The sequence below is a fragment of the Virgibacillus alimentarius genome, assembly GCF_017874635.1.
Taxonomy (GTDB): Bacteria; Bacillota; Bacilli; order Bacillales; family Amphibacillaceae; genus Virgibacillus_B; species Virgibacillus_B alimentarius.
The window spans coordinates 135,578-161,118 of sequence record NZ_JAGIKX010000001.1; the positions used below are offsets into that span (position 1 = coordinate 135,578).

The 25,541-nt window shown below is 35.1% G+C and carries 26 protein-coding genes; all 26 read left to right on the forward strand.

What is annotated here, in order from left to right:
* Positions 1-11: 11 nt before the first annotated feature.
* The 26 genes from fliQ (at position 12) to truB (ending at position 25,520) form a co-directional block, all read left to right on the forward strand.
* Entirely contained in the window at positions 12-281 is a 270-nt protein-coding gene (gene fliQ / locus J2Z81_RS00715) for a flagellar biosynthesis protein FliQ (RefSeq protein WP_226370510.1), read from the forward strand.
* Between the two features lie 16 nt (positions 282-297).
* Entirely contained in the window at positions 298-1,068 is a 771-nt protein-coding gene (gene fliR / locus J2Z81_RS00720) for a flagellar biosynthetic protein FliR (protein ID WP_029269726.1), read from the forward strand.
* A 1-nt stretch (position 1,069) separates the two neighbouring features.
* A complete protein-coding gene (gene flhB / locus J2Z81_RS00725; RefSeq protein ID WP_226370511.1) occupies positions 1,070-2,161 on the forward strand; it encodes a flagellar biosynthesis protein FlhB in 1,092 nt (363 codons plus the stop codon).
* A 30-nt stretch (positions 2,162-2,191) separates the two neighbouring features.
* Positions 2,192-4,225 carry a flagellar biosynthesis protein FlhA gene (gene flhA, locus J2Z81_RS00730; protein WP_226370512.1) on the forward strand — a complete coding sequence of 678 codons (2,034 nt, stop codon included), beginning with the start codon at positions 2,192-2,194 and terminating at the stop codon, positions 4,223-4,225.
* Entirely contained in the window at positions 4,222-5,343 is a 1,122-nt protein-coding gene (gene flhF / locus J2Z81_RS00735) for a flagellar biosynthesis protein FlhF (RefSeq protein WP_226370513.1), read from the forward strand. The genes flhA and flhF overlap by 4 nt, the downstream gene beginning before the upstream one ends.
* A 100-nt stretch (positions 5,344-5,443) precedes the next feature.
* Positions 5,444-5,911 carry a chemotaxis protein CheW gene (locus J2Z81_RS00740; RefSeq protein WP_029269717.1) on the forward strand — a complete coding sequence of 156 codons (468 nt, stop codon included), beginning with the start codon at positions 5,444-5,446 and terminating at the stop codon, positions 5,909-5,911.
* 4 nt (positions 5,912-5,915) lie between these two features.
* Positions 5,916-6,551, forward strand: a complete 636-nt coding sequence (locus tag J2Z81_RS00745; protein WP_029269715.1) for a chemotaxis protein CheC — start codon at positions 5,916-5,918, stop codon at positions 6,549-6,551.
* The gene (locus J2Z81_RS00750) at positions 6,544-7,041 is read left to right on the forward strand and encodes a chemotaxis protein CheD (protein WP_226370514.1); all 498 of its coding nucleotides are present in this window, start codon (positions 6,544-6,546) and stop codon (positions 7,039-7,041) included. The genes J2Z81_RS00745 and J2Z81_RS00750 overlap by 8 nt, the downstream gene beginning before the upstream one ends.
* Before the next feature lie 21 nt (positions 7,042-7,062).
* Positions 7,063-7,821 (forward strand): FliA/WhiG family RNA polymerase sigma factor, encoded by a 759-nt coding sequence (locus J2Z81_RS00755; protein ID WP_226370515.1) that lies wholly within the window; start codon positions 7,063-7,065, stop codon positions 7,819-7,821.
* 17 nt (positions 7,822-7,838) lie between these two features.
* The gene (locus tag J2Z81_RS00760) at positions 7,839-8,282 is read left to right on the forward strand and encodes a DUF6115 domain-containing protein (protein ID WP_029266517.1); all 444 of its coding nucleotides are present in this window, start codon (positions 7,839-7,841) and stop codon (positions 8,280-8,282) included.
* Positions 8,283-8,448: 166 nt separating this feature from the next.
* Positions 8,449-9,216, forward strand: coding sequence for a 30S ribosomal protein S2 (rpsB, locus tag J2Z81_RS00765; protein ID WP_029266519.1), 768 nt, complete (start codon positions 8,449-8,451; stop codon positions 9,214-9,216).
* A gap of 100 nt (positions 9,217-9,316) precedes the next feature.
* Positions 9,317-10,201, forward strand: a complete 885-nt coding sequence (tsf, locus tag J2Z81_RS00770) for a translation elongation factor Ts (protein WP_226370516.1) — start codon at positions 9,317-9,319, stop codon at positions 10,199-10,201.
* 109 nt (positions 10,202-10,310) lie between these two features.
* On the forward strand, positions 10,311-11,033 hold the full coding sequence (gene pyrH / locus J2Z81_RS00775) for a UMP kinase (RefSeq protein ID WP_029266523.1): 723 nt from the start codon (positions 10,311-10,313) through the stop codon (positions 11,031-11,033).
* Between the two features lie 3 nt (positions 11,034-11,036).
* Entirely contained in the window at positions 11,037-11,594 is a 558-nt protein-coding gene (frr, locus tag J2Z81_RS00780; protein ID WP_226370517.1) for a ribosome recycling factor, read from the forward strand.
* 231 nt (positions 11,595-11,825) lie between these two features.
* Positions 11,826-12,578, forward strand: a complete 753-nt coding sequence (locus J2Z81_RS00785) for an isoprenyl transferase (protein WP_226370518.1) — start codon at positions 11,826-11,828, stop codon at positions 12,576-12,578.
* A gap of 16 nt (positions 12,579-12,594) precedes the next feature.
* Complete coding sequence (locus J2Z81_RS00790) at positions 12,595-13,383, forward strand: phosphatidate cytidylyltransferase (protein WP_029266528.1); 789 nt, start codon at positions 12,595-12,597, stop codon at positions 13,381-13,383.
* A gap of 140 nt (positions 13,384-13,523) precedes the next feature.
* Positions 13,524-14,783, forward strand: a complete 1,260-nt coding sequence (gene rseP, locus J2Z81_RS00795) for an RIP metalloprotease RseP (protein WP_029266529.1) — start codon at positions 13,524-13,526, stop codon at positions 14,781-14,783.
* Between the two features lie 131 nt (positions 14,784-14,914).
* Positions 14,915-19,210, forward strand: coding sequence for a PolC-type DNA polymerase III (locus J2Z81_RS00800; protein ID WP_226370519.1), 4,296 nt, complete (start codon positions 14,915-14,917; stop codon positions 19,208-19,210).
* Between the two features lie 285 nt (positions 19,211-19,495).
* A complete protein-coding gene (gene rimP, locus J2Z81_RS00805) occupies positions 19,496-19,966 on the forward strand; it encodes a ribosome maturation factor RimP (protein WP_029266535.1) in 471 nt (156 codons plus the stop codon).
* Between the two features lie 14 nt (positions 19,967-19,980).
* A complete protein-coding gene (gene nusA / locus J2Z81_RS00810) occupies positions 19,981-21,105 on the forward strand; it encodes a transcription termination factor NusA (protein ID WP_226370520.1) in 1,125 nt (374 codons plus the stop codon).
* A gap of 13 nt (positions 21,106-21,118) precedes the next feature.
* Positions 21,119-21,400, forward strand: coding sequence for an RNase P modulator RnpM (gene rnpM / locus J2Z81_RS00815; RefSeq protein ID WP_029266539.1), 282 nt, complete (start codon positions 21,119-21,121; stop codon positions 21,398-21,400).
* Positions 21,390-21,689, forward strand: coding sequence for a L7Ae/L30e/S12e/Gadd45 family ribosomal protein (locus J2Z81_RS00820; RefSeq protein ID WP_029266540.1), 300 nt, complete (start codon positions 21,390-21,392; stop codon positions 21,687-21,689). Before rnpM ends, J2Z81_RS00820 begins: the two co-directional genes overlap by 11 nt.
* Before the next feature lie 20 nt (positions 21,690-21,709).
* Positions 21,710-23,854 carry a translation initiation factor IF-2 gene (gene infB / locus J2Z81_RS00825; RefSeq protein ID WP_226370521.1) on the forward strand — a complete coding sequence of 715 codons (2,145 nt, stop codon included), beginning with the start codon at positions 21,710-21,712 and terminating at the stop codon, positions 23,852-23,854.
* Positions 23,851-24,129: a DUF503 domain-containing protein gene (locus J2Z81_RS00830; protein WP_226370522.1), complete on the forward strand. Its 279-nt coding sequence runs from the start codon at positions 23,851-23,853 to the stop codon at positions 24,127-24,129. Before infB ends, J2Z81_RS00830 begins: the two co-directional genes overlap by 4 nt.
* A 51-nt stretch (positions 24,130-24,180) precedes the next feature.
* Positions 24,181-24,522: a 30S ribosome-binding factor RbfA gene (rbfA, locus tag J2Z81_RS00835; protein WP_029266546.1), complete on the forward strand. Its 342-nt coding sequence runs from the start codon at positions 24,181-24,183 to the stop codon at positions 24,520-24,522.
* Between the two features lie 101 nt (positions 24,523-24,623).
* Entirely contained in the window at positions 24,624-25,520 is an 897-nt protein-coding gene (gene truB / locus J2Z81_RS00840) for a tRNA pseudouridine(55) synthase TruB (protein ID WP_226370523.1), read from the forward strand.
* Positions 25,521-25,541 lie beyond the last annotated feature (21 nt).

The following is a 25,541-nucleotide window of genomic DNA, read 5'->3' on the forward strand; positions in this document are numbered from 1 at the left end:
GGTGTATGTGCTTGAGTAGTGAATTTGTCTTAACGTTAGCGGAAAAAGGGATTTATACGATTTTACTAATTTCGGGGCCATTGCTTATTTTAGCACTTGTCGTAGGTCTGATTGTAAGTATTATTCAAGCAACAACACAAATCCAAGAACAGACCCTTGCCTTTATTCCGAAAATTGTAGCTGTTTTAGTTGGTTTGGTTTTCTTTGGACCTTGGATGTTAACAAAAATGGTTGAATTTACGGCAGAAGTATTCCAAAACTTAAATCGATTTGTAGGTTAAAACGATGTTACTCAATATGACTAACTTAGCTAATATTCCTGTTTTCCTGCTTTTATTTATACGTATTACTTCCTTTTTTGTTACATTACCACTATTTTCATATCGTACGATTCCTATGCCCTTTAAAATTGGCTTTAGTTTTTTTCTGGCTATAGTAATGTTCCCTGCTATCAATGCAGCGGGAATACAGGTAGATGAATTATATTTCTTATTGCTTATGAAAGAGGTTTTTGTCGGGGTTTTAATAGGATTAACTGCTTCTATGATCCTTTCAGCAGTCCAAATCGCAGGTGGATTCATTGATTTTCAAATGGGTTTTGTAATTGCTAATGTAATTGATCCCCAGACGGGTGTACAGAGCCCATTAACAGGTCAATATTTCTACATTATCGCACTCTTATTTCTTTTATCGGTCAATGGGCATTATTTATTAATAGATGGAATCTATTATAGTTACCAATTCATTCCGGCAGATGCTTTTATTCCATTTAAAGATGGTAACATTGCTGAATTTATCATTACTATTTTTAATAAAGCTTTTCTTATCGCATTTCAAATGGCAATACCAATTGTCGGTTGCTTGTTTTTAGTGGATGTGGCGCTTGGAATAATCGCCAGGGCGGTTCCGCAACTAAATGTATTTGTTGTAGGTTTACCATTAAAAATATTCGTGAGTTTTGTAGTTATTTTATTTTTTCTTAGTCTGTATATCGTATTAGCAAAAAGTTTATTTGAAACAATGTTTGATACGATGCAAGGATTGATGAAACTATTTGGAGGTGCTTAGCTTGCAGTTAAAATTAGATTTGCAGTTTTTCGCAGGTGAAAAAACAGAAAAAGCTACTCCGAAAAAAAGACAAGATGAACGAAAAAAAGGAAAAGTTGCAAAAAGTCAGGACATAAATACGGCGATTATTTTATTATTTTCATTTACAACGTTAATTTTCTTTGGAAATTTTATGAAAAGCAAAATGATAAGATTATATGAACATTCCTTCACAGAGTATATTCATTGGGAGATCACAGAAAACGCAGTACACCAGTTATTTATAGAGGTAACATTAGTAGCGGCACAAATGATTATTCCGATTATGGTAGTGGTAGCAGTCGCAGGGGTGGCGGCTAACATGATTCAAATTGGTTTTTTGTTTACAGCAGAGTCAGTGAAAGTCGACTTAAAGAGAATTAGCCCAATTCAAGGTGCAAAAAAGATATTTTCGCTGCGTGCTGTCGTAGAATTGCTAAAATCACTATTAAAAATAGCATTTATAGGAACAATTACTTTTATGTCCATCTGGTTTTATAAGGATGACATACTGATGTTATCTTTTAAAGATATTGACAATGCTTTGACATTTTTTGGCAATGTCACTATCAACATGGGGATTATGGCCACGATAGCATTATTATTTTTAGCTGTATTTGATTATGCTTATCAACGATATGACTTCGAGAAAAATATGAAAATGTCTAAGCAAGACATAAAAGATGAGCATAAAAACATGGAGGGAGACCCTCTGATAAAGTCAAAAATGAAAGAAAAACAAAGACAGATAGCAATGCAGCGGATGATGAGTGAGGTTCCAAAAGCAGATGTAGTAATTACAAATCCAACACATTATGCAATTGCAATAAAATATGATGAAAAAAAAGCAAACGCCCCTTATATCCTAGCGAAAGGAGTGGACTACACAGCATTAAAAATAAAAGAAATCGCAAAAGAAAATGATGTAGTCACAGTTGAAAATAAGCGGCTTGCAAGATCCCTATATCCTGTAATTGATATTGGTGATGTAATACCTGAACATTTTTATCAAGCTATCGCTGAGGTGCTAGCTTATGTTTATCGCTTAGCAGACAACGAGAAAGGTGTTACATAATTTTAAAGTTATGCAATAAGGAGAAAAATGATGAAGGCACGCGATCTTTCTGTACTTTTAGGTGTTATATTAATTATTATTATGCTAGTTATTCCCTTACCTGGATGGTTATTAAGTATATTAATTTTGTGCAATATATCCCTTGCACTTATTGTTATATTAGTTTCGATGAATACGCAAGAAGCCTTGCAATTTTCTATATTTCCTTCTCTTTTATTGCTTTTAACATTATTTCGTTTAGGGCTTAATGTCTCAACAACGAGATCGATCCTATCAGAAGCAGATGCAGGAGGGGTGGTAGAAACATTTGGAACATTTGTTATTGGAAACAGCCCGCTAGTCGGTTTTGTTGTATTTATTATTCTTGTCATTATTCAATTTATTGTAATTACAAAAGGATCAGAACGTGTTTCTGAGGTTGGGGCACGTTTCACGCTTGATGCAATGCCGGGAAAACAAATGAGTGTGGATGCAGATTTAAACGCTGGTCTAATTTCAGAACAGCAAGCGAAGGAAAGGCGCGAAAAGATAGAAAACGAGGCAGACTTTTATGGAGCAATGGATGGAGCTAGTAAATTTGTAAAAGGTGACGCAATTGCAGGAATAGTGATTGTCCTTATCAATATTATCTTTGGTCTTCTTATCGGTATCGTCCAAATGGATTTCACATTTCAAGAGGCGATTGATATATATATGCGACTAACGATAGGAGATGGACTGGTTAGTCAGATTCCCGCATTATTAATCTCTACTGCAACCGGAATTGTTGTTACTAGAGTATCTACGAATGGTAATTTAGGCAGTGATGTAACTGGTCAGTTATTACAATTCCCTAAACTATTATTTATTGCAGCAGGAACTATTTTTTTACTTGGATTAACACCGATCAACTTTTTTTTGACTACGATTCTATCAAGCCTACTTGCACTTAGTGGATATCTATTATTAAAACAGACACAAGAGAAAGAAGAAATGAATGATGAAGATGAGGTAGAAGCCGAAGGTTCAGCTATGAATACTCCAGAAAATGTAGTTAATTTATTAAACATGGACCCAATTGAATTCGAATTTGGTTATGGACTCATCCCAATAGTAGATGCAAATCAGGGAGGAGATTTACTTGAGAGGATCGTTATGATTCGCCGTCAATTAGCAATCGAATTAGGAGTTGTTATCCCCGTTGTTCGAATAAGGGATAATATCCAATTAAATCCGAACGAATACCGATTGAGAATAAAAGGAAATGAAATTACTTCTGGAGAACTTTTGTTGGATCATTTTTTAGCAATGGCACCAGATATAGATAATGATGATTTAGATGGGATTGATACAAAGGAACCAGCATTTGGGTTGCCGGCAAAATGGATTAGTGAAAATAATAAGGATGAAGCTGAATTGTCTGGATATACAGTTGTTGATCCCCCGTCTGTTGTATCTACACATATTACCGAGGCAATTAAGCAGCACGCTCATATATTACTCGGACGTGAGGAAACAAAACAACTGATTGACCATTTAAGAGAAAGCTATCCAATTTTAACAGAAGAAGTTACACCGGAGCCGTTATCAATTGGTGAAATTCAAAAAGTGCTTTCAAAATTACTGAAGGAGAATATATCCATACGTAATTTACCGATTATCTTTGAAACACTAGCCGACTTCTCGAAGTTAACAAACGATACCGAATTACTTGCTGAATACGTTCGGCAGTCCTTGTCTTCCCAAATAACAAAACAATATGCCAATGAAAAAATGTCTTTAAAGGTTATTACTGTATCAGGAAAAATCGAAAAAATGATTGCTGAAAATGTACAGCAATCGGAACATGGGAATTATTTATCGTTAGATCCGGATACACAGGAGGCAATTATCAAAAACATCCATGCTGAGGTAGAAAAGCTAACAATTCAAGAAGAAATATCTGTTATATTGTGTTCCCCAGCTATTAGAATGTATTTAAAACAGTTGCTAGACCGCTTTTTACCTCAGGTTGTGGTATTATCCTATAATGAATTAGAGCCAGATGTTCATGTTCAAAGCGTGGGAGTGGTGAATGTAGCATGAAAGTAAAAAAGTATGTAGGGCCAAGCATGCCACAAATAATGAATACAATTCGTAAAGAACTAGGATCCAGAGCGATTATATTAAATTCCAGGGAGGTAAAACGAAGAAGCATTTTGGGATTGTTCAAGAAAAATAAAATAGAAGTTATTGCTGCCCTTGACCCTGATCCTTTACCTACAACAAGGAAGAAAATATTGAAAACCCCCTCCGTATCTGGGGAAACCAAAACAGCCAGTACGCACACAAATCAGGATGTGTTAATGGAGGTGAAGCAGCTTAGAAACTTAATTGTGCAAGATACAGCACGAAATAATAGTAGGTTTTTATCGAATTATCAATTAATATATCAATATTTATTAGATCAAGAAATAGATGCTGATCTTTCAGAAGATCTCCTGGATTCAGCAATTGAACAACAAGAAGAGGGAAAAGAGAATTTATCTGCTAATCTGATTATGCACAGCATTAAAAAAGAAATCGAAAAAAGATTATGTGCTTGTTCTTTTCAAGACGTAACTGAAGAAAGTAAAATTATTCATTTTGTTGGACCTACAGGAGTAGGGAAAACGACAACAATAGCTAAAATAGCAGCAAAAGATGTACTAAAATCCCATAAGAAGGTTGCTTTTATCACCACTGATACGTATCGTATAGCAGCGGTAGATCAACTAAAAACGTACGCACGAATATTAGATATTCCACTTGAGGTGGCCTATACAGCAGAAGACTATCGAAAAGCAATTAAAAAATTTGAAAACTATGATATTATCCTTGTCGATACAGCTGGTCGTAATTTCCGGGACGATAAATATATCAGTGAACTAAAAAACATGATTGATTTTGATAGTCATGTAGAAACTTTCCTTGTTTTATCTCTAACCTCAAAAGCTAAAGATATAACGGAACTAAAAGAACGGTTTAATGATTTTCCTATTAATAGGGCCATCTTTACTAAACTCGATGAAACAAAGCAATATGGGAGCATATTAAACATGGTTTTAAATTATAATATCGAGATTGCTTATTTGACCAATGGACAGGAAGTGCCAGAGGATATTATTCATCCTGCGCCTGAAGAAATTAGTGGGTTAATTTTAGATGGTTATCCGTATGAATGATCGAGTAGCAGGCGCATGCAGTTTGAAAGGTAAGTATTTCTATGACCACAAAATAGCTAGTTAAAAATGATTTAGCCAATTCAACGAGGGAGAGTTTCTTATGGAAAAAAACAGTACGAAAAGAAAAATTATTGTCTTTCAATTAAAAGATGAAGAGTATGCTATTTCCATTGATCAAGTTGGTTCGATCGAACGAATGCAACCAATTACCAGGATCCCGCGAGTAGCAGACTTTATAAAAGGCGTTATTAACCTTAAAGGTGTAGTGATTCCAATTATTGATTTACGGGTTCGTTTTGGTATAGAACCAGCAATTAATAATGAAGCAACTCGAATTATTATTGTCTACATGGATGATGTGGAAGTAGGGCTGATCGTAGATAGTGCCAATGATGTGATTGATATACCCGAAGATGCAATTGAGCCAACACCAGAAGTGGTAGGTGCTATCGGAGTTGATTATATTGAAGGAGTTGTAAATTTGGAAAGTCGACTACTTATTTTACTTTATTTACAAAAGATACTAACACATGATGAGATGGATGAGTTAAAAATGGCGGAAGGATAATAAAATGCAAGTTACTAATCTATCTAGTATACAAAAGGATGCCTTACAGGAAATAGGTAATATCGGGGCAGGAAATGCTATAACATCTATGGCTAAAATAATGAACAAAAAAATCAATATGCAAGTGCCTTCAGTTAAAATCATTACTTTTGATGAAATGATGGATATGATAGGGGGACATGAAAATGTAATTGTTGCTATTCTTTTTCGTATTCATGGGGAGATTTCTGGGACAATGTATTTTATTTTTTCAATTGAGGAAGCGGAGCACTTAGTAAGTCAAATGGTTTCAGATATTGAAATAGATTTTTTAAATACGAAATCGCCGAATGAACTAGCAATATCAGTTTTGCAAGAATTAGGAAATATTTTGGTCGGATCATATCTAACCGCTTTATCGGATTTTACAAATACCAACATGAAGCCTTCTATTCCTTATCTAAGTATAGATATGGCTGGGTCAATCGTAACGATTGGTTTACTTGAACTATCACAAGTTGCTGATTATGCGATTACTATTGATACAAAAATAAATGAAGACGGTACAAATAATGGCATTACTGGATACTTATTTTTATTACCAGAAGTAGAGGCAATCCAAAAACTATTTTCTTCACTAGGAATAAAAAATGATGAATAATTCGCAAGGCATAGTTAAAGTGGGTATAGCAGATTTAAATTTTGCTAAAGCTCCAAATATCATTCGAACATCCGGCTTAGGTTCATGTGTTGGCGTTGTGATATATGATTTATCAAAACAAATAGCTGGCTTAGCGCATATCATGCTTCCTGATTCCAATCAAAACAAACAAAAAAAACGTAATGAGTACAAATATGCAGATACAGCAATAGATATATTAATTTCGCTGTTATGTATAAATGGAGCAAGGAAATATACATTACAAGCAAAGCTAGCTGGTGGAGCGCAAATGTTTTATTTCTCCAAGGGTTCTGATTTTATGCGGATAGGCCCCCGAAATGTTGAAGCGGTAAAGGTGAAGTTAAAAACGCTTCAAATTCCTATAGTTTCAATGGATGTAGGTGGAAGCAGCGGAAGAACGATTGAATTTGATCCATCCACAGGAAAATTGAAAATACGGACAGTGAATAAAGGGGAAGTATTTATATAGAACAGATAAGGAGGAGCATGGATGAAAACAAACAACTCTCCTCTAATGAAAAAGTTATGGAAGAATTGGATGGATAAAGAGGATAATAACGCAGCGAATGAATTAATTCAACACTATATGTATTTAGTCAGCTTTCATGTGGAGCGAATAGCCACGCATTTACCCAATAAAATTAATAAAGATGATTTGAAAAGTTTCGGTTTAATGGGACTGTACGATGCTTTAAATAAATTTGAAACCAAACGTAATTTGAAATTTGATACGTATGCTTCATTTCGTATTCGTGGAGCAATTATAGATGGACTACGCAAAGAGGATTGGCTACCTAGATCGCTCAGAGAAAAAACCAAAAAGATTGAAAATGCTTCGGAAAAGTTAGAACAAAAATATCAAAGGGAGCCTACTTCAGAGGAAATTGCAAAACAGTTAGGAATCACTTCTCAGGAGGTTGAAAAACTTATAAACGCTTCTCTATTTGCTAATGTTTTGTCCATTGATGAAACCCCAAAGGGTTCCACCGCTGAGGGAATTGGTTATTCAATTCCAGATAATATCTCAGTTTCACCCGATGAACGTCTCGTAAAAAATGAAAAGATAAAGGAATTAATAGCAGGAGTGAAAGAATTAAACAAAAATGAACAAATGATAATAAGCCTTTTTTATCATGACGAATTAACATTTACAGAAATCGGTCAAGTATTAGGTTTAACAACTTCGAGAATCTCCCAAATTCATAAAAAAGCAATATTCAAACTGAGAAAAATACTAAAGGAAATATAATAAATAGAAGGGATTATATGACAATACTCTTACTTATAGTAAGCTTCATGTTACATTTAATGGCTTTGATTGCGATTTATCAACTATCCAAGCAAATACAAATGAAAAAACAGGTGAGCACAGGTGATATTTTTGCTCTATTTGAAACGTATCTAAATGAAATTAAAGATGAAAATAGACGTTTACAACAAGCATTAAATGCACATACACCAAAAAGTGAGGGCGCCCCTCCCGCTTCTTCAGATAATATAGCTATACAGAATCAAAATGCTACCAAACCGAAAGAAGTATTATGTGATAATAAACTTGATAGCTATGAGCCATCCTTAAAAGTTCAAGTCCTTCATCGCTACCACCAAGGCTCTACAATAGAAGATATAGCTAGGGAATTGAATTGTGGAAAAACAGAAGTAGCCCTGATGATAAAGTTACATAAAAAAAATAACAGATATACTTGCTAGGTCTTAACGCATATGATATATTTATTTATGGTGTAAACGCAATGTTCGTTATCATATGAGCATTAACAACACACGTTTAGTGATTTATATTTGTGGTGCCATGGAAATGGTCGTAGTATAAAAAGGATCTAAACGGAGGTAAAAAACCATTTAGGAGGAAAAGTATATGTCAGTAATTTCAATGAAGCAATTATTAGAAGCTGGTGTACATTTCGGACATCAAACTCGCCGCTGGAATCCAAAGATGAAAAAATACATCTTTACTGAGCGTAATGGTATTTATATCATCGACTTGCAAAAAACAGTTAAAAAGGTTGACGAAGCATACAAGTATGTAAAAGAAATTGCAGCAAATGGCGGTACGGTTCTGTTCGTAGGTACAAAGAAACAGGCGCAGGATTCTGTCCGTGACGAAGCTACACGTTCAGGTATGTTTTATGTTAATCAACGTTGGTTGGGTGGTACGTTAACAAACTTCCAAACAATCCGTAAACGTATTAATCGCCTTAAAGATATTGAACGTATGGAAGAAGATGGCACATTTGATGTGCTACCGAAAAAAGAAGTAGTTAATTTATTAAAAGAAAAAGATCGTTTAGTGAAGTTCTTAGGTGGAATTAAAGAGATGAATAAGCTACCAGATGCTTTATTTGTTATCGATCCACGTAAAGAACGAATTGCGATCGCTGAAGCACATAAATTAAACATTCCGATCATCGCGATGGTTGATACAAACTGTGACCCTGATGAGATCGATTATGTTATCCCCGCAAACGATGATGCAATCCGTGCAGTTAAATTAATGACTTCAAAGATGGCCGATGCTATTTTAGAAGTGAAACAAGGGGAAGAAGTAGAAGAGGTAGAAAAAGAAGAAACAGAAGAAGCTACCCAAGAAGAATCTGGTGAGAAAGTAGAAGCAAGTAAAGAGTAGATTTACAGAAACAGGTGATAAGGGGGATAAGCCTTTTATCACCTTTTTTAAAGGAACATTACGATAAAGGAAGCATTTTATTTAATTAGGAGGATGTATAATGGCTATTACTGCGAAAATGGTTAAAGAATTACGTGAAAAAACAGGTGCAGGAATGATGGACTGTAAAAAAGCTTTACAGGAAACGGATGGGAATATTGACAAAGCAATTGATTTCTTGCGTGAGAAAGGAATTGCAAAAGCTGGAAAAAAGGCTGATCGTATAGCGGCAGAAGGAGCCACATATGTTGAAATAGATAATAACACTGCGGTTCTGTTAGAGGTGAATTGTGAAACAGATTTTGTTACAAAAAACGACCAATTCAAAAAACTATTAGCTGAACTTGGCAAGCATATTGTTAAACAAAAGCCTAACGATGTTGAAGAAGCTCTACAACAACCGTTACATGGTGAAGGAGATACGCTTGAAACATATATTAAATCAGTTGTTGCTACAATTGGAGAAAAAATTTCTCTACGTCGCTTCACTTTATTAAATAAAACAGACAATGATGCTTTTGGTGCATATCTGCATATGGGCGGACGTATCGGTGTACTTACAATGCTTGAAGGAACTACAGATGAAAATGTTGCAAAAGATGTTGCAATGCATACGGCAGCAGTAAATCCACGCTATATCTCACGTGATGATGTACCATCAGAAGAGGTTGATCGTGAGCGTGAAGTATTGAAAACACAAGCCCTAAATGAAGGTAAACCAGAAAACATAGTAGAAAAAATGGTTGAAGGACGTTTAGGTAAATTCTTCGAGGAAATTTGTTTGTTAGAACAAAACTTTGTTAAAGATCCTGATATGAAGGTGAAGAAGTTTGTTGCAGATAAAGGAGCTACAGTAAAATCATTTGCGCGTTATGAAGTTGGAGAAGGAATGGAAAAACGTGAAGATAACTTTGCAGAAGAAGTTATGAACCAGATGAAAAAATAATGCCATAAATAGGGAACGTATTGTTCCCTATTTCTAAACCATTATAGAAATCTCTGTTTTTAAAATTGTCATTTTCAAAAAACAAGATAAAGTTTTTATGGAGGTTATTATGACAGCAGCGCAATACCGTAGAATCGTATTAAAATTAAGCGGAGAAGCTTTGAGTGGTGAACAGGGATATGGTATCGAGCCAGCAATTATTCAATCGATAGCGTCCCAAGTCAAAGAAGTAGCTAAACTAGGAGTAGAAATAGCCATTGTAGTAGGCGGGGGGAATATTTGGCGCGGTAAAGTTGGAAGTGAAATGGGTATGGACCGTGCAACCGCTGATTATATGGGTATGCTGGCAACGGTCATGAATTCACTTGCACTTCAGGATAGCTTGGAAACAATGGGTATCCCGTCCCGTGTCCAGACTTCAATAGAAATGCGTCAAGTCGCTGAACCATATATAAGGAGGAAAGCAATCCGACACCTGGAAAAGAAACGTGTAGTCATTTTTGCTGCAGGCACAGGGAATCCATATTTTTCAACAGATACAACTGCTGCATTAAGAGCTGCAGAGATTGAAGCAGAAGTAATCTTGATGGCGAAAAATAACGTTGATGGTGTATATACGGAGGATCCAAAGATTAATAAGAATGCACAAAAATATAGTAGTCTTTCCTATATGGATATGTTAAACGAAGGACTTGGGGTTATGGATTCAACTGCCTCTTCATTGTGTATGGACAACGACATTCCATTGGTTGTGTTTTCAATTACTGAGAAAGGTAATATAAAAAGAGTCGTGCAAGGTGAATTAATTGGAACAACTATTAGGGGGAAATAAAAAATGTCAGATTCAATTATAAAACAAATGCGTGATAATATGAAGGATGCAGTGCAGGCGTATTCCCGAAATTTAGCTACTGTAAGAGCTGGCCGAGCAAACCCAAATATTTTAGACAGTGTCGTTGTTGAATATTATGGAGCAGCAACACCATTGAATCAATTAGCTACGGTTTCGGCTCCGGAAGCAAGATTACTCGTTATCACACCCTTTGATAAATCCGCAATAAATAATATTGAAAAAGCTATTCAAAAAGCTGATCTTGGATTGGCTCCTTCAAGTGATGGAAATGTCATTCGTATCAATATACCAGCACTAACGGAAGAAAGAAGAAAAGAGTTAGTAAAAGTAGTAGGTAAATACGCAGAAGAAGCACGTGTACAAGTACGTAACCAGCGTCGTGAAGCAAATGATCAGCTGAAGAAGATGGAAAAAGATAGTGAACTCACTGAAGATGAATTACGCAATTCACAAGATATAGTACAAAAGGAAACAGACTATTTCGTTGGCGAAATTGATGATCTGGCTAAAACGAAAGAAAATGAAATCATGGAAGTGTAATTCGAATGAAAATTTTTTTTATACTTTTTATGTTGAATTTATGAATACTAAAAGTGTAAAATAGGAATGAACAGCCCTCTTGTTTAAGGGGGCTTTTATTTCTTATGAGTATAAATGATTTTAATGATTTATCCTAAACAGAAAAAGCAGTTATATAATTTTACTACAATCATAAAAATAGTAAGTGAAGAGAATCGTATATAAGGATAATCAACATATTCGGAGGACAAAATGAAACTTCCATTTTTTAAAAAAAAACAGGTAAAAATAGAAGAATCTCAATTTGATAATATACCAAACCATGTCGCTATTATAATGGACGGGAATGGACGCTGGGCAAAAAAACGAGGACTCCCAAGAATAGCTGGTCACAAAGAGGGTATGGATGTTGTGAAAGAAATTGTGGTAGCTGCATCTACTCTTGGAATTAAAATTCTTACCCTATATGCATTTTCTACAGAGAACTGGAAGAGACCTAAATCAGAAGTTGACTTTCTGATGAAGCTTCCAAAAGAATTTTTACATATCTATTTACCAGAGATGATTGAGAATAATGTGAGAATCGAAACAATTGGTGAATTTAATGCATTACCAACCCATACAAAAGAAGCTATAAACTATGCGAAGGAGAAAACGAAAAATAATAATGGATTATTATTAAACTTTGCTTTAAACTATGGGAGTAGGTTTGAAATAGTACGTGCAATAAAGCATATTATGTCCGATATAAATACATCAGATATTACAGCTGAAACATTAGATGAAGAAACTGTTTCCCGGTACTTATACACGGATGGTTTAACAGATCCGGATTTATTAATTCGGACGAGTGGCGAGCAACGTTTAAGTAATTTTTTATTATGGCAGCTTGCTTATTCTGAATTTTGGTTTACTGAAGTACTATGGCCGGATTTTAATAAAGAAATATTTGAAAAAGCTCTCCATGATTATCAGCAACGCAAACGAAGATATGGAGGCATATAAGGTGTTGAAATTATAGATGAAACAGCGAATTCAAACAGCAATCTTGGCTCTTATTGTGTTTTTACCCTTAGTTATATATGGAGAATGGCCATTTACATTATTTGTTTATTTTTTGTCTACGCTAGCTTTAGTTGAGCTAATACAAATGCGAAAGCTATCTGGCCACGTTATTCCATTTATTTTAGCGACAGCTCTTGTATGGATTATTTTATTACAGATGCCTAGCGGTGCTATACCCGGAGTATGGTTTACAATAATAGAAGCTATCGTCTTAATTGTTGTGCTATTATTAGGGTATACGGTACTTGCAAAAAATACATTTACTTTTGATGATGCCGGTTTTATGCTGCTCGCAGCTATATATGTTGGTATAGGATTTAACTATTTAATTGAAACACGTGCTGCAGGTTTAAATTATATATTCTTTGTATTATTCATTATTTGGGCGACAGATACAGGTGCATATTTTTTTGGTCGTGCATTTGGAAAAAGAAAACTATGGCCAATTATTAGTCCGAATAAAACAATTGAAGGTGCTATTGGCGGCGTCATCAGTGCATGCATTGTTGGTGTTATATTTCATTTAATTTATCCATTTGACTTCTCTATGATCATTATTCTTGGAGTTACAGTGTTTATTTCTGTTTTTGGACAAATAGGCGATTTAGTCGAATCCGCATTTAAACGTCACTACGATGTGAAAGATTCAGGTAAAATATTACCTGGACATGGTGGTATTTTAGATCGGTTGGACAGTTTATTATTTGTTTTACCTTTGATACATTTCATCCATTTTGTAAGCTAAAAAGGAGATATTCTTGAATGAAACTAAATAATAGAGTTAAAATAAAGGAATGGTACATATATTTATCAATCGAAAATGTATAGATAAATAGCAGATGAGAAGAAAATTTTTCCTACACTGAATAAAGGAAGGTGCTTCTTTTGAACACAGTTATTGCATTTGTATTTATGTTTGGGCTACTTGTGTTTATTCATGAGTTCGGCCATTTGATATTTGCAAAACGTGCGGGAATGCTGGCACGAGAATTTGCTATCGGCTTTGGTCCGAAAATATTTTCTTTTACGAAAAATGAGACTGTATATACAATCCGCCTGTTGCCTATTGGAGGATATGTGCGTGTTGCAGGGGAAGACCCTGAAATTGTTGAATTAAAACCTGGACATCATATTGGGCTTGAATTTAATGACGAAGGCAAAGTGAAGAAAATAATAGTAAATAATAAATCCAAACATCCAAATGCGCGAGTAATAGAAGTAGAACACGTAGATCTAGACCATCAATTAGTTATTGAAGGTTACGAAATTGATGAATATGATGAAAAGTTGAGTTTTAAAGTGGATGAGAAGGCCTTTTTTGTAATGGATGAAATGGAGACTCAAATTGCTCCTTATGATCGACAGTTTGCATCAAAAAGTGTAGGAAAAAGGGCGATGCAATTATTTGCAGGTCCAATGATGAATTTTCTGCTAGCGATTGTTATCTTTATTATATTAGGACTCATTCAGGGGGTTCCTGTTGAAAATGCAAAACTTGGTGAGGTACAATCAGGAAGTCCAGCAGAGGAAGCAGGCTTTCAAGATGGTGACGAAATTATTGAAATAGAAGGTAATTCCATTTCCACTTGGGAAGAATTTACTACGATTGTAAGAGAAAGTCCCGAAGAAGAGTTGGATATGACGTTAGAACGCAATGGCGAAGCGATAACAACGACCGTAACACCAAGACTAAATGAAATTGAAGATATGGAAATTGGCCAAATTGGCGTTTATCAAGCCTTTGAAAAGTCATTTTTTAAAACATTTAAGTACGGTTTTGAACAAACATATGAAACAACAAAATTAATATTAACAAATCTCGGTATGCTGATCACTGGCCAGTACTCTCTTGATATGTTATCAGGTCCAGTAGGGATTTATGATGCTACAGACCAAGTTGTTCAAACCGGATTTATGAATTTCTTAATGTGGACAGCAATGTTAAGCATTAATTTAGGAATCGTTAATTTAGTTCCTTTGCCAGCATTAGATGGAGGACGACTGCTGTTTGTTGGATTAGAAGCGGTTCGGGGTAAACCGATCGATCCACAAAAAGAAGGTATTGTCCATTTTATCGGGTTTGCCTTATTAATGCTTTTAATGCTCGTTGTCACATGGAACGATATACAACGGCTATTTTTATAAAGGAAAACTAGAAGGAACCCTTGTCGTTATAAAGACAAGGGTTTTATAATTAATGATGGTTAGAGTAATAAATACAAAAAAATGCTCTTTTATTTTATACTTATTTGTAAGCTGTAACAGGAGGAAAATAAATGGATATAACAAAAAAAGAAAAAATGAATTTGTTGTTAAAACAGCTGCAAGTATCTGAAGAGTTGGTAGAAAAACACTTCAAATCCAGTGAACTTATAAAGCTTGAGGTATATAAGGAAACCAAAACATGGCATTTTCATATTCATATAAAGCAAATACTACCAGCCCATGTTTATCAAATAATTATTTTAAAACTTCAAGAAACATTTCAGCAAATTGCAACAGTGGACTTGTCATTATATACGGAAGACAAATCTTGCGATGAACAAACGATAAGTGATTATTGGCAATGTTTTATTCAATCAATATCCAATTTATCTCCGGCCTACAAAGATTTAGTTCAAAATCAGATCCCGAAAGTTAATAATAATAACATTATGTTAACAGCGAGAAATGAAGCAGAAAGTGCAGCCTTAAAAAAACGATTGGAAAAACCATTTCGTGCTTTTTGTAAAAAAATTGGGGCTTCTAATTATTTGCTGGATATTACGGTGAAAACAGAGGAGATTGATATTCAGAAATTTAGAGAAAAAACCGCATTAGAAGACCAGCAATTAGTGTTAAAAACAGTTCAAGAAAAAGAAAAGCGTGATCAAGAAAAGGCTAAAAATGACAGTAAAACGAAAAATCTTATGCTTGGATATAAAATTAATGATGAACCTTTTCAAATGGAAGAAATTCAAGATGAAGAACGTCGTGTGACTGTGCAAGGGTATGTTTTTGATGTTGATATACGAAAGTTACGCTCAGGCAGAAGTTTATTAATTGTAAAAGCGACTGATTATACAGATTCACTGCAAATTAAAATGTTTTCAAAAGGCGATGAGGATGCGGCCGATTTTGAACTTGTTAAAAAAGGGATGTGGATCAAGGCTAGAGGAAGTATCCAAACGGATATGTACACGAATGAATTAGCAATGATGGCTAATGATATTCATGAAGTAAAGGTGGAACAACGGCAAGATACTGTATCCGAAGATAGTAAAAGAATAGAGTTACACGCTCATACAACAATGAGCCAATTAGACGCAGTTGTTTCACCGACCCGCCTTATTGAACAAGCAGCTCAATGGGGGCATAAAGCAATAGCAATTACAGATCATGCTGCAGTACAAGGTTTTCCTGAAGCACACAATGCAAGTGAAAAAAATAACATAAAGGTAATTTATGGGGTAGAAGCGAATTTGGTCGATGATGGTGTGCCAATTGCTTATAATGAACATGATATTGACTTAAATACAGGCACATATGTCGTTTTTGACGTGGAAACAACAGGACTCTCTGCTGTTTACGATACGATTATTGAACTTGCTGGTGTTAAAATACACCAAGGAGAGGTGATAGATCGTTTTGAGTCATTTGCTAACCCACATCATCCATTATCAGAAACGACAACAGAATTGACAGGAATTACAGATGATATGGTTAGAGATGCGCCAGAGGTTGATGAAGTATTAAAAGATTTTCATGCATGGATGGGAGAAAGTATATTAGTTGCTCATAATGCGAGCTTTGATATTGGCTTTCTAAATCAGGGATTTAAAAAAATAAATTATGAAAAAATAGAAAATCCTGTAATTGATACATTAGAATTAGCTAGGTTTTTAATTCCAGAATTAAAAAATCACAGGTTGAATACGTTGTGTAAACATCTTGATATTGAATTAACACAGCATCACCGTGCTATATATGATGCCGAGGCTACAGGTTATTTATTGTGGAAGTTAGTCCAGCGACTGCTAGAAAAAGAAATAACAAATCATAATCAATTAAATAAACATATAGGTGAAGGAAATGCATACCAGCGCTCACGCCCTCATCATTGCATTTTACTTGCTAAAAATCAGGAAGGTTTAAAAAACCTTTATAAACTTGTTTCTTATTCTCATATTAATTACTTTTACCGTGAACCACGAATCCCACGGTCTTTATTGCAAAAATTACGCAGTGGCATTCTTGTTGGTTCTGCATGTGATAAAGGGGAAGTATTTGAAACAATGATGCAAAAATCAGCTGAAGAGGCAGAAAAAGTAGCTGAATTCTATGATTATATCGAAGTACACCCTCCAGCTAATTATATTCATTTAGTTGAAAAAGATCTTGTACAAAACGAAGCTCAAATTTTAGATATAATTACTAAAATAGTAGCAATGGGCAAACGATTGAATAAAACTGTTGTAGCAACCGGGAATACACATTATATAAATTCTCATGAAAAATTATATCGGAGAATATTAATTGCATCCCAGAAAGGAAATCCGTTAAATAGGCAAACACTTCCTGATACACCATTTTATACGACAAATGAAATGCTGGAATGCTTTAAATTTTTGGGTGAAGCGTTAGCAGAGGAGATCGTTGTAAAAAATACACACCATATAGAAACGCTAATTGATGAGGTATCGCCTGTAAAAGAAGATCTATATACACCGAATATCGAAGGTGCTGATCAAGAAATCCGTGATCTTTGCTATGGAAATGCAAAAGCAATTTACGGGGAAGAAGTGCCGGAAATTGTTACACAGCGTTTGGAAAAGGAATTATCAAGTATTATTGGCCATGGGTTTGCCGTGATTTATTTGATTTCGCATAAATTGGTAAAAAAATCTTTAGATGATGGTTACCTAGTAGGTTCTAGGGGGTCTGTCGGATCTTCTTTAGTAGCTACACTGACGGAAATAACGGAAGTCAATCCTTTACCGGCTCATTATGTTTGTTCACACTGTCATTATAATGAGTTTTTTACAGATGGCTCGGTAGGTAGCGGTTTTGATTTACCTGATAAAAATTGTCCAAATTGTAACCATGCTTTAACAAAAGATGGTCAAAATATTCCATTTGAAACATTTTTAGGGTTTAAAGGGGATAAGGTCCCGGATATTGACCTTAATTTTTCTGGCGAATACCAGCCAAGAGCACATCATTATACAAAAGAATTGTTTGGTGAAGACTATGTGTACCGTGCAGGAACAATAGGCACGATTGCTGAAAAAACGGCTTATGGATATGTGAAAGGGTATGCTTCAGATAAACAACTTGTTTATAAAAATGCTGAAGTTGATCGATTAGTACAAGGATGCACAGGGGTTAAACGGACGACTGGACAGCATCCAGGTGGAATCATCGTTGTTCCGGAAAATAAGGAAATTTATGATTTTACACCGATACAATACCCAGCTGATGATCGCAAGAGCGAGTGGAGAACAACCCATTTTGATTTCCATTCCATTGATAATAATTTATTAAAGTTAGATATCCTTGGGCATGATGATCCTACGGTAATTCGTATGCTTCAAGATTTAAGCGGTATTGATCCGAAAACAATACCAACGGATGATCCAGAAGTAATGAAAATATTTTCCAGCACTGAATCGCTTGGCGTTACGCCAGAACAAATTAATTGTAAAACAGGAACGTTAGGTGTACCTGAATTTGGTACACGATTTGTACGGCAAATGCTTGAAGATACAAAACCGAATACATTTGCAGAGCTAGTCATCATTTCTGGTCTATCACATGGTACGGATGTGTGGCTGGGAAATGCACAGGAATTAATTAATGATGGTATCTGTGAACTGCCAGATGTTATTGGTGTACGTGATGATATTATGGTCTATCTTATGCAAAAAGGATTAGATTCCTCCTTAGCGTTCAAGATTATGGAATTTGTGCGTAAAGGAAGAGGACTGCAAGATGAATGGATTGTTGAAATGAAGAAGCATGATGTTCCAGATTGGTATATCGAATCATGCAAAAAGATAAAATATATGTTCCCAAAAGCCCATGCTGCGGCATACGTTTTAATGGCCGTTCGTATTGCATACTTCAAGGTTCACCATCCGATTCTTTTTTATGCGGCTTATTTTTCTATCAGAGCTGGTGATTTTGAATTAGATACAATGGTGAAAGGTTCAGATGCTATTAGACAGCGAATTGAAAATATCATAGCAAAAGGGAATGACGCACCTCCCAAAGAGAAAAGTTTGCTAACCGTATTAGAGGTTGCATTAGAAATGTGTGAACGCGGTTTTTCTTTTCAGCGTGTGGATTTGTATAAGTCAAAGGCTACAGAATTCATTGTGGAGGGAAATACACTGATTCCACCATTTAACGCTGTTGATGGTTTAGGAACAAATGCAGCAATCAACATTGTGAAGGTTAGAGAGGATGGAGAATTTTTATCGAAAGAAGATTTGCGAGAGCGAAGTAAAATTTCGAAAACAGTTCTTGCGTTTTTAGATAAACATGGATGTTTAGAAGGAATGGCAGAAAAGAACCAGCTGTCTCTATTTTGATCAGCCTTTGCTTATATCTTATTTGATTACTTATCAATTTCAGATAGCTGTAAACTTTCAAACCGTCCGTCTTGCATCTGCCCTTTTCTTATGATATAGTTTTATTGGTAAGTAATGAAACGGATTTATAAGAGTGGGCGGACCCCACTCTTTCTTGATAGGAAGCTTTGAGTCACCCCTTGCCACGAATTACGGCAAGGGTTTTATAATTAAAAAATACTTATATGAAAATTTACTTTGATGTACATAATAGATACTAAACAATTAAATAAAGGAGGATAACAGTTGTCTTCGAAAGTAGTCGAAATTACTGAAGAGTTGGTGCAGCCTATACTAAAGGAACATAATCTTGAGTTAGTGGATATTGAATATGTAAAAGAAGGAAAAGACTGGTTTTTGCGCGTTTTTATTGATAAAGAAGGTGGTATTGATATTGCGGAATGTGGAGCTGTATCAGAATTATTAGGTGAAAAATTAGATGAAAAGGATCCTGTAAAAGATGCTTATTTTTTAGAAGTATCATCTCCTGGTGCAGAACGTCCATTAAAAACGAAGGAAGACCTTGCAATGAATATAAATAAAAACATTCATGTGAAACTATATGCACCAATCAATGGTGAGAAAGAATATGAAGGTTTATTGAAGGAATTTTCAAATAACTTAGCTACAATCGAATATAAAGATAAAGCAAAAAAAAAGCAAGTTGAAATACCGTATGAAAAGATTGCTAAAGCAAGATTAGCTGTAGCATTTTAAAGGGGGAAATTACTGTGAGCAGTCAATTGTTTGAGGCAATAGATTATTTAGAAAAAGAAAAAGGGATTAATAAAGAAATCTTGTTAGAAGCACTGGAAGCAGCTTTGATTTCTGCTTATAAGAAAAATTTTAAATCTGCTACAAATGTTCGAGTTGATCTTGATGAGGAAGCGGGTACGATGCGTGTATACTCAAGAAAAACCATTGTTGAAGAAGTAACAAATTCACAAGAAGAAATCTCCTTGGATGAAGCGAAAAGATTAAATCCGAATTATGAAATTGATGATATCATTGAGGTTGAAGTTACTCCGAAAAATTTCGGAAGAATCGCTGCTCAAGCAGCAAAGCAAGTTGTAACCCAGCGTGTGAGAGAGGCAGAACGGGGAGTTATTTTTAATGAGTATGCTGATCGTGAAGAAGATGTAATGACTGGAATTATTCAACGCAAAGATTCCCGCTTTGTTTATGTTAATCTCGGTAAAATTGAAGCGAAATTAGCCGAGGCCGAACAAATGCCCAATGAAGAATATCATATTCATGACCGTCTAAAAGTTCTTGTTACGAAAGTGGAAAATACTAGCAAAGGTCCACAAATTTATATATCAAGATCACATCCGGGACTATTGAAACGATTATTTGAAATGGAAGTTCCGGAAATTTATGATGGTATTGTAGAAGTTAAGTCAATTACGAGGGAAGCTGGCGACCGATCCAAGATCTCTGTTTATGCACCTGATCCAGAAATTGATCCAGTTGGTTCATGTGTAGGACAAAAAGGACAGCGTGTTGAAGCAATTGTTAATGAACTAAAAGGTGAAAAAATTGATATTGTAGAGTGGTCAGAGGATCCAGTAGTGTATGTGTCCAATGCATTAAGTCCTTCAAAGGTAGTCGAAGTATTAGTTGATGAGGAAGAAAAGGCAACAACCGTTGTTGTACCTGATTATCAATTATCTTTGGCAATAGGTAAACGAGGACAAAATGCTAGACTTGCCGCCAAATTAACAGGTTGGAAAATAGATATAAAAAGCGAATCAGAAGCATTAGAGCAAGGTCTTATTGCGGAAAAAGAAAAGGTTACAGAAGAAGAGGTTTCAAATGATGCAGTTGCAAATGATGTAGAGGATCTATTTGAATAACGGGGGGTTTCATATGGCACGAAAAAAAAAGGTACCTCAAAGAAAATGTATCGTCACAAATGAAATGAAACCGAAGAAAGAATTAATTCGTATTGTACGAAATAAAGAAGGAGAAGTTTATGTAGACCCCACCGGAAAGAAAAATGGGCGTGGGGCTTATTTAACTATTGATCCTAAAGTAATTGATAAAGCACAACAAATGGATATTTTAAGTAAACAGTTAGATGCCCAGATTGATGCATCTATTTATGAAGAATTAAAAGTACTTGCAGATGGTAAACAAAATGAAAAATAACTATCTGAATATAGTCGGGTTAGCCTATCGTGCAAGAAAATGTACTTTAGGTGAAGATGCAATTGTGAAAGATATTCAACAAAAACAAGCAAAGCTAGTCCTTTTAGCAAATGATATAGGGCCACAAACATATAAAAAAATAACGGATAAATGTCATTCATATAAAGTACCATTTTTAATAGCAGATGATAGAGAAACGTTATCTCATGCTGTTGGAAAATCACAAAGAGTAGCTATTGCTATTTTAGATGCAGGATTTGCCGCTAAGATTACAACGTTACTCGGGTAAATAAATTCGGGGGTGGACGTATGAGTAAAATGCGTGTATATGAATATGCAAAACAAAATAACTTAACAAGTAAAGCTGTAATCCAAAGTTTAAAGGAATTAAATATCGAAGTATCAAATCACATGTCAACAATCTCGATCGATACAAAATCAAAGTTAGATGAAAAATTTAATCATAAACAATCTAGCAATACTAAAAAACAAGAACAGACTAAGCCACAATCTTCTTCTAAGAATGAACAAAATAAAGATTCTAATCAGCAGCCGAATAAAGGTAATAATAAAAATAAAAGAAAAGCACAAGGGGAACTAAAGCCTAAAAACAATAAAAAACAGCATAAAAAACAGCAAAAAGGTAAAAAAGGGAAAAACAATAAAAAAAATGCTGATCAGCCACCTGAAGTAAAAGCAACACCAAAAGAAATTGTGTATAGTGGAACATTAAGTGTAAGCGACTTAGCAGAAAAACTGAATAAAGATACATCTGAAATTATTAAAAAGTTAATGTTTTTAGGCGTTATGGCAACGAAGAATCAAGATCTTGATGATGATGCAATAGAATTAATATGTGATGAATTCGGAGTAGAAGTTAAAAAAGAAATCGTATTAGAGGATACTGATTTAGAAAAATACAAAACAGAGGATAAAGAAGAAGAACTTATAGAACGTCCAGCAGTTGTTACCATTATGGGGCATGTTGACCATGGAAAAACAACGTTGCTTGATGCCATTCGTCACACAAAGGTTACTGAAGTAGAAGCAGGAGGAATTACACAGCACATTGGGGCTTATCAAGTTGAAAGCGATGAAAGAAAAGTAACATTTTTAGACACACCCGGCCATGCTGCATTTACAAGTATGCGCTCAAGAGGTGCACAAATAACTGATATTGCTATTTTGGTTGTAGCTGCTGATGATGGAGTTATGCCGCAAACTGTTGAAGCAATTAATCATGCAAAAGCCGCAGAAGTACCAATCATCGTTGCAGTTAATAAAATGGATAAAGAGACTGCAAACCCTGATAGGGTTATGCAAGAATTAACAGAATATGAACTTGTACCAGAAGATTGGGGCGGAAATACAATTTTTGTTAACCTTTCTGCTATGAAACGGGAAGGTATTGATGATTTATTAGAAATGATTTTACTTGTTTCCGAAGTAGAAGAATTAAAAGCAAATCCTGATAAAAGTGCTTTTGGTACAGTAATTGATGCTCAACTTGATAAAGGCCGGGGCTCTGTAGCAAGTTTATTAGTACAAAATGGCACGCTTCGAGTAGGCGATGCACTTGTGGTTGGAAATACTTTTGGCCGTGTCCGTGCAATGCTTAACGACCTTGGTAAGCGGGTCGATGAGGCAGGACCATCTACTCCAGTTGAAATTACGGGATTAAATGATGTGCCTCAAGCAGGAGATCAATTTTTAGTATTTGAAGATGATAAAAAAGCTCGACAAATTGGTGAAGCACGCCAGCAAAAATATATTCAAGAAAATCGTAGTGAACAGACAAAAGTGAGCTTAGATGACTTGTTTGAACAAATAAAACAAGGTGAAATGAAAGATATTAACATTATTATTAAAGCTGACGTTCAAGGTTCTGCAGAAGCTTTAGCTTCATCCTTACAAAAAATTGAAGTAGAGGGCGTTAATATAAAAATCATTCATACAGGCGTTGGTGCAATTACTGAATCAGATGTTATCTTAGCGTCTGCTTCAAATGCAATTATTATTGGCTTCAATGTTCGTCCGGCAGCCAATGCAAAAAAAGCTGCGGAATCGGAAAAAGTTGATATGCGTCTGCATCGTGTTATCTACAAAGCAATTGAGGAAATAGAAGCAGCTATGAAGGGAATGCTTGATCCTGAGTATGAAGAAAAAATTATCGGGCAGGCAGAAGTACGGGAAATCTTCAAAGTTTCTAGAATTGGAACGATTGCAGGCAGTTATGTCACTGATGGTAAAATCACCCGTGATTCAAATGTTCGCTTGATTCGAAACGGCGTTGTTCAATTTGAGGGTGAAATTGATGCATTAAAACGTTTTAAAGATGACGCAAAAGAAGTAGCCCAAAACTATGAATGTGGTATTACAATTAAAAACTTCAATGATATAAAAGAAGGCGACATTATTGAAGCATTTATAATGGTGGAAATTGAAAGAACATGATTATTTATGCTGAAGTAGAGTGTAAATTTTATGAAGGACGGTCATTAAAACAAAAACGTTCTGTCATAAAACGCTTAATTGCTAAACTTCGTAAGGATTTTAATGTATCTGTTACAGAACTTGCTTACCATGACTTATGGCAACGAACAAAATTAGGAATTGTAACGATTTCCAATAATAAAATTCATGCTGAACAAATGATGCAAGAAGTTTTGAAAGTGATAGATACGTACCCAGAATTAGAACGTACGATAACAGAAGTAGAATATTTATAGTTTAACATTTCTGGGGGAAGTGCAGACTTTGTTCTTATAGAGGTGACTTAAATGAGTGATTTACGTGCAAATCGAGTAGCTGAACAAATGAAAAAAGAACTGGGGGATATTCTTACCCGAAAAATAAAAGATCCAAGGGTGGGTTTTGTCACCGTTACAGACGTTGAAGTAACAGGGGACTTGCAACAAGCTAAAATATTTATCTCTGTTCTTGGTAATGAGGAAGAAAAACAGGATTCTCTTTTAGGATTAGCTAAAGCGAAAGGGTTCATTCGTTCTGAAATCGGAAAACGGATCCGCCTAAGGAAAACGCCAGAGTTAATGTTTGAGTATGATGAGGCACAAGAACACGGAACAAGAATCGAAAAACTTTTACGTGATTTAAAAGAATAAATACGTGAAACAATCTGACTCGTTTGATGATTAAACAGGGTCAGATTTTTCCGTATGCGTTAAAGGAATGTACAAAACGTTTTATTTTGGAGGTTACACAGATGAATGGTATATTACCATTGTGGAAGCCAAAAGGATTGACATCACATGATTGTGTGATGAAAATTCGACGCTTATTTCATACGAAAAAGGTGGGGCATACAGGAACCCTGGATCCGCAAGTAGAAGGGGTATTACCAATATGTATCGGTCAAGCAACGAAAATAGTTCCTTACTTAATGGAAACAAAAAAAACGTATATTGCAGAAGTAATGCTAGGAACTTCAACGGAGACGGAAGATAGAGAGGGCAGGGTTATTGAACAAAAAGAGATAACTTCCCCGCCATCGAATCAATCAATTGAAAATACGCTGAAATCTTTTGTAGGAGATATCATACAAATACCTCCTATGTATTCTGCAGTTAAGGTGAAAGGAAAAAGACTATATGAATATGCGAGGGCGAATGAAACAGTAGAACGTCCCTCAAGACAAATCACTATTCATGAAATAAAGAGAATACCATCAAGTAAAGAAACAAATCATTCTTTTCGGATTCAAGTAATTTGTTCGAAAGGAACGTATATACGAACATTATGCGTAGACATAGGCAAACATTTAGGTTACCCAGCTCATATGAGTGATTTAGTCCGGATTCAAACAGGTTCATTTACGAAGGATGAAGCAGTAACCTTTAAAACAATAGAGCGAGCATCTTTAATGGACAAACAAAATCAATTATTATTACCAATCGTTAAAGGTTTGCTGCATTTAAATTGTCTAAATGTTGATGAAACAATGAAAAAAGCTATTCAATTCGGACAAAAACTTCCCAGACCTGAACAAATTGTAGATACTGATCCATTTATCGTTTTGTTCCATAACCAATTGTTAGCAATATATCAAGTACATCCAGAAAAGCCTAACCTAATTAAACCGGTTCGCGTTTTTAATGGATGAAAGAAATGTAGGTGAAATAAT

Excerpts from the sequence above, each read along its gene's own strand:
- J2Z81_RS00790 (WP_029266528.1), top strand. The coding sequence starts at position 12,595 with ATGAAACAGCGAATTCAAACAGCAATCTTGGCTCTTATTGTGTTTTTA.
- J2Z81_RS00750 (WP_226370514.1), top strand. The coding sequence starts at position 6,544 with ATGAATAATTCGCAAGGCATAGTTAAAGTGGGTATAGCAGATTTAAAT.
- J2Z81_RS00745 (WP_029269715.1), top strand. The coding sequence starts at position 5,916 with ATGCAAGTTACTAATCTATCTAGTATACAAAAGGATGCCTTACAGGAA.
- J2Z81_RS00830 (WP_226370522.1), top strand. The coding sequence starts at position 23,851 with ATGATTATTTATGCTGAAGTAGAGTGTAAATTTTATGAAGGACGGTCA.
- J2Z81_RS00740 (WP_029269717.1), top strand. The coding sequence starts at position 5,444 with ATGGAAAAAAACAGTACGAAAAGAAAAATTATTGTCTTTCAATTAAAA.
- tsf (WP_226370516.1), top strand. The coding sequence starts at position 9,317 with ATGGCTATTACTGCGAAAATGGTTAAAGAATTACGTGAAAAAACAGGT.
- J2Z81_RS00760 (WP_029266517.1), top strand. The coding sequence starts at position 7,839 with ATGACAATACTCTTACTTATAGTAAGCTTCATGTTACATTTAATGGCT.
- frr (WP_226370517.1), top strand. The coding sequence starts at position 11,037 with ATGTCAGATTCAATTATAAAACAAATGCGTGATAATATGAAGGATGCA.
- fliR (WP_029269726.1), top strand. The coding sequence starts at position 298 with ATGACTAACTTAGCTAATATTCCTGTTTTCCTGCTTTTATTTATACGT.
- J2Z81_RS00820 (WP_029266540.1), top strand. The coding sequence starts at position 21,390 with ATGAAAAATAACTATCTGAATATAGTCGGGTTAGCCTATCGTGCAAGA.
- rbfA (WP_029266546.1), top strand. The coding sequence starts at position 24,181 with ATGAGTGATTTACGTGCAAATCGAGTAGCTGAACAAATGAAAAAAGAA.
- pyrH (WP_029266523.1), top strand. The coding sequence starts at position 10,311 with ATGACAGCAGCGCAATACCGTAGAATCGTATTAAAATTAAGCGGAGAA.
- flhA (WP_226370512.1), top strand. The coding sequence starts at position 2,192 with ATGAAGGCACGCGATCTTTCTGTACTTTTAGGTGTTATATTAATTATT.
- rpsB (WP_029266519.1), top strand. The coding sequence starts at position 8,449 with ATGTCAGTAATTTCAATGAAGCAATTATTAGAAGCTGGTGTACATTTC.
- J2Z81_RS00800 (WP_226370519.1), top strand. The coding sequence starts at position 14,915 with ATGGATATAACAAAAAAAGAAAAAATGAATTTGTTGTTAAAACAGCTG.
- J2Z81_RS00785 (WP_226370518.1), top strand. The coding sequence starts at position 11,826 with ATGAAACTTCCATTTTTTAAAAAAAAACAGGTAAAAATAGAAGAATCT.
- J2Z81_RS00755 (WP_226370515.1), top strand. The coding sequence starts at position 7,063 with ATGAAAACAAACAACTCTCCTCTAATGAAAAAGTTATGGAAGAATTGG.
- rnpM (WP_029266539.1), top strand. The coding sequence starts at position 21,119 with ATGGCACGAAAAAAAAAGGTACCTCAAAGAAAATGTATCGTCACAAAT.
- infB (WP_226370521.1), top strand. The coding sequence starts at position 21,710 with ATGAGTAAAATGCGTGTATATGAATATGCAAAACAAAATAACTTAACA.
- flhF (WP_226370513.1), top strand. The coding sequence starts at position 4,222 with ATGAAAGTAAAAAAGTATGTAGGGCCAAGCATGCCACAAATAATGAAT.
- truB (WP_226370523.1), top strand. The coding sequence starts at position 24,624 with ATGAATGGTATATTACCATTGTGGAAGCCAAAAGGATTGACATCACAT.